The sequence below is a fragment of the Candidatus Methylacidiphilales bacterium genome (assembly GCA_028713655.1).
In the GTDB taxonomy this organism is placed as follows: domain Bacteria; phylum Verrucomicrobiota; class Verrucomicrobiia; order Methylacidiphilales; family JAAUTS01; genus JAQTNW01.
In genome coordinates this window covers 1-3,719 of record JAQTNW010000080.1, presented here as the reverse complement: position 1 = coordinate 3,719, position 3,719 = coordinate 1, and the positions used below count along the sequence as shown (strand labels likewise).

Sequence of the window (3,719 nt, the reverse complement as noted above, 5' to 3'; positions counted from 1 at the left end):
TGTGTTCCCACAAAGACAGCATCTATACAAATACGGGAATTTTTATGTACGAACATTTAGAAACAGCTGAAAACAGTGACAGTTTAAAACGTGTTGTCGTCGATCCTGTCTCGCGCGTTGAAGGGCACGGCAAAGTCACGTTATTGCTGGATGCAGATAACAAAGTCCAGCAAGCCAGGTTGCATATCGTTGAGTTTCGAGGTTTTGAGCGGTTTATTCAAGGCAGGCCGTATTGGGAGTTGCCGGTTTTGGTGCAGCGTTTGTGCGGTATCTGCCCGGTCAGTCATCATTTAGCCGCCGCCAAAGCCATAGACCAACTGGTCGGCATCGATCCTGAAAACTTGCCCGTTTCAGCGGACAAATTAAGACGCCTGTTGCATTTCGGGCAAGTGCTGCAATCTCATGCCCTGCATTTCTTTCATTTATCCAGCCCGGATTTGCTGTTCGGCTTTGAAAGCGACATCAGCAAGCGCTCGATTGTTGCGGTATTGAGCGAATATCCCGAAATCGGCGTACAGGGCGTAAAACTGCGCAAATACGGACAGGAAGTCATCCGCATGGTGTCGGGCAAACGTATTCACGGCACCGGCGCGATTGCCGGGGGCATGAATAAATCACTGACTAAAGCCGAGCGCGATTATCTGTTGGAAGATATAGACCAAATGATAACCTGGGCGGAAGGTTCGGTTGCGCTGATAAAAAAAGTGCATTGCTCCAACCTGCCTTATTACGATGATTTTGCCACTATACGTACCAATTACCTGGGGTTGACCAAACCTGACGGCGCGCTGGAGCTTTATCACGGCGGCATCCGCGCCAAGAATGAGCACGGCGAAACCATTATGGATCATATCGATTATTGCAAATATAACGATTATATCCATGAAGAAGTCCGCTCATGGACGTATATGAAATTTCCGTACCTGCTGTCACTGGGGCAGGAACAAGGCTGGTATCGGGTCGGGCCTTTGGCGCGGGTCAATAACTGCGACTATATCGACACGCCGTTGGCGGAAGCCGCCCGCGTCGAGTTTAAAGCGCACAGCGGCGAGGCGATGGTACACAGCACCTTGGCATTTCACTGGACGCGGCTGATTGAAGTCCTGCATTGCGCCGAAAGCATTAAACAGTTGCTCAATGACCCGGACATCATGGGCTCTGATCTGGTCGCGCAAGGCGAAAAGCGTTATGAAGGCGTGGGTGTGATTGAAGCGCCGCGCGGCACCTTGTTCCATCACTATCAAGTCGATGAGAACGACATTGTCACCAAAGCCAACCTGATCGTCTCGACCACCAGCAACAACATGGCGATGAACGAATCGGTGCGGCAAGTGGCGGCGGAATATTTGTCAGGCCGCGAACTGACCGAACCCTTGTTGAATAACCTGGAAGTGGCGATACGCGCTTACGATCCCTGTTTGTCCTGCGCGACCCATGCTGTCGGTAAAATGCCGCTGCAACTTGAGCTGGTCGATGCCGAAGGCAATTTGATCGATAAATTGGTCAAGCACAGCGACGGTCAAATTGAGCGGAATAATGCTTAAGCCGGTTTTGCTGTTCGGCTATGGCAACCTCAGTCGCGGCGACGATGCGCTGGGGCCGCTGCTGCTGGAATATGCCGAAAGCCATTGCGGTTTGGACGAGGTTGAAGTCTTGACCGACTTCCAGTTGCAGATCGAACATGCGCTGGATCTGGAAAACAGGCGCTTAGTGTTGTTTGTCGATGCATCCGTAGCCTGCGTCGACGCGTTTGATTTTACCGTGCTGGAACCCGCCAGGGATAAAAGCTACACAACTCACGCGATGAGTCCTGCCGCGGTTTTAGACGTGTATCAATCGATAAAAAACCAAACGCCGCCGCCGTGTTTTCTGTTGAGCATCAAAGCCGAGCAATTTGAACTGGGCGATGAATTGAGCGCAAATGCCGAAACTAATTTAGTTGAAGCGTGCTCATTCGCAGGGCGGTTATTAAGCAATCCCGACCTTGATTTCTGGCTGACACAGGCGAATGCAGTATGATGGCGGATTCATACCTGCACGAATGGTACACGTCAATCTGACTACAAACGATTGATTGAATATAGGGGCTTTTTGCTGAGATTGATGGGTGGCTGGTGGGCACTTTTATCGCAAGATGCCTGATTATTAAGATCGTCGAGGCGAATTGCATCCGCCCCGAAAAGTGAGCTCAGAGTGAAATATTATTTTCTTTCCTTGAGCAAATCCCTGATTTCAGTCAATAGCAGTTCTTCTTTGGATGGTTCTATCGGTGCTGCAGGAGCCGCGGCTTCTTTTTTCTTAAGACTGTTGATGAATTTCACCGCCATAAAAATAACAAAGGCGATAATCGTAAAATCAACCAGGGCTTGAATAAAATTGCCATAATTAAGCGTCACGGCAGGCGCGTTTCCAACTGCTTCTTTTAGGGTGAATGCCAGCTTGGTAAAATCTACACCCCCGATTAATACGCCAATCGGCGGCATGAATACGTCGGCAACAAGGGATGAAATAATTTTGCCGAAAGCGGCGCCGATTATGATGCCCACGGCCATGTCAATAGCATTGCCCTTGATGGCGAATTCTTTAAATTCTTGTAACATGCTCATAATTGGTATCCTTCATTTTTGGGTTGTATTAACGAAGTGACGCTTTGTCTTCGCCCCTGGCAGAAAGCTTAGGGCAAGCGGGCGGATGGACGATTTCGGGTTGAAGACCCCAGTTTTCTCCTTCCTGATACATTTACTTTTTATGTTCCTGCATCTTTTGTTGGCGATGCTCCATCATTTGAGCATGATGTGCCTTCATAAGCTCCAATTGCTGCTTTTTTAACGCTTCTTTTTTTGCGGCATCTTTCTCTGACAGAATCTGATTGGACAGGTCATGCATCTGTAGCATGTGTTCCTGCATGGAGCGCATATGTTCATTTTTTTGTTCTTCAGACTGGCAACACTTCATGTCCATGCCTCCCATGCCCTGATGCGCGCCCATTTCTTTCATTGGCTCGTCGGCTTTTTGCGGTTCAGCCGCGGAACTGATCATGCTTATGGGTAACAACAGTAATAAGACGGCGGTTGATTTATATAAATGTTTCATCGGGATTACCTTTTGGAGTTGGGTTGATGGGGAGTCAATTGTATGTAAAATCAGAATCCTGCAGAAGTAGAATGTCCGCTATTGGCGGACGAATAAACAACACAGGTCATTTTAGATTTATTTGATTGTACTTCAATAAGTTAAAACACTTAGAGGAACTGTCTCAATAGAATTTTATGACTGAGCAATGTTCATTTTTTTACAAGAAAGCGCTTTGCCAAAGTCTATCACAGCCAGTGAATCAAGCTGAAAAACAGTGAGGTGTCATCGCTGTCAAAATCGTGCTGCACCCTGAAGCTGGATTCAATATTTTCAATACGCGCGTGATAACCCAGCAGACCGCTAACGCCGTGTTGCCCCTGTTGCGGACTGGTGACGCCGACCCCCGCAAACAGTGCGTTGATCAGGCTGTCGGTTCCGAGCAATTGGCCTGGATAAATGGCGGTTTCCAGCGTTTCTTCGCGACCGGCATCAGGCAGGGTTTTATGAATAACTGATGTTACGCAGTCATCACTAAGTTCAGTTATTCTGTGCGAATGAAAAAAACAGAATTAGAGTTATACACAGATTATTTGATAAGCACATTTGGAGCGGCGACAGCCACGGGATTATCGTCGATGGTGGAG

The 3,719-nt window shown here is 48.2% G+C and carries 5 protein-coding genes; 2 read left to right on the top strand and 3 right to left on the bottom strand.

What is annotated here, in order from left to right; genetic code table 11:
- Nucleotides 1–1,544, top strand: a 1,544-nt coding sequence (locus PHD76_15115; protein ID MDD5263172.1) for a Ni/Fe hydrogenase subunit alpha, incomplete at its 5' end; no start/stop codon positions are given.
- Nucleotides 1,537–2,019 (top strand): hydrogenase maturation protease, encoded by a 483-nt coding sequence (locus PHD76_15110; GenBank protein MDD5263171.1) that lies wholly within the window; start codon nt 1,537–1,539, stop codon nt 2,017–2,019. The genes PHD76_15115 and PHD76_15110, both read left to right, overlap by 8 nt.
- A gap of 182 nt (nt 2,020–2,201) precedes the next feature.
- On the opposite strand, the gene mscL is transcribed toward PHD76_15110, so the two are convergent.
- The 3 genes from mscL to PHD76_15095 all read right to left on the bottom strand — a co-directional run bounded on the left by mscL (nt 2,202) and on the right by PHD76_15095 (nt 3,518).
- Complete coding sequence (gene mscL, locus PHD76_15105) at nt 2,202–2,606, bottom strand: large-conductance mechanosensitive channel protein MscL (protein MDD5263170.1); 405 nt, start codon at nt 2,604–2,606, stop codon at nt 2,202–2,204.
- 133 nt (nt 2,607–2,739) lie between these two features.
- Complete coding sequence (locus tag PHD76_15100) at nt 2,740–3,093, bottom strand: hypothetical protein (GenBank protein ID MDD5263169.1); 354 nt, start codon at nt 3,091–3,093, stop codon at nt 2,740–2,742.
- Between the two features lie 227 nt (nt 3,094–3,320).
- Nucleotides 3,321–3,518, bottom strand: a complete 198-nt coding sequence (locus PHD76_15095; GenBank protein MDD5263168.1) for a hypothetical protein — start codon at nt 3,516–3,518, stop codon at nt 3,321–3,323.
- Nucleotides 3,519–3,719 lie beyond the last annotated feature (201 nt).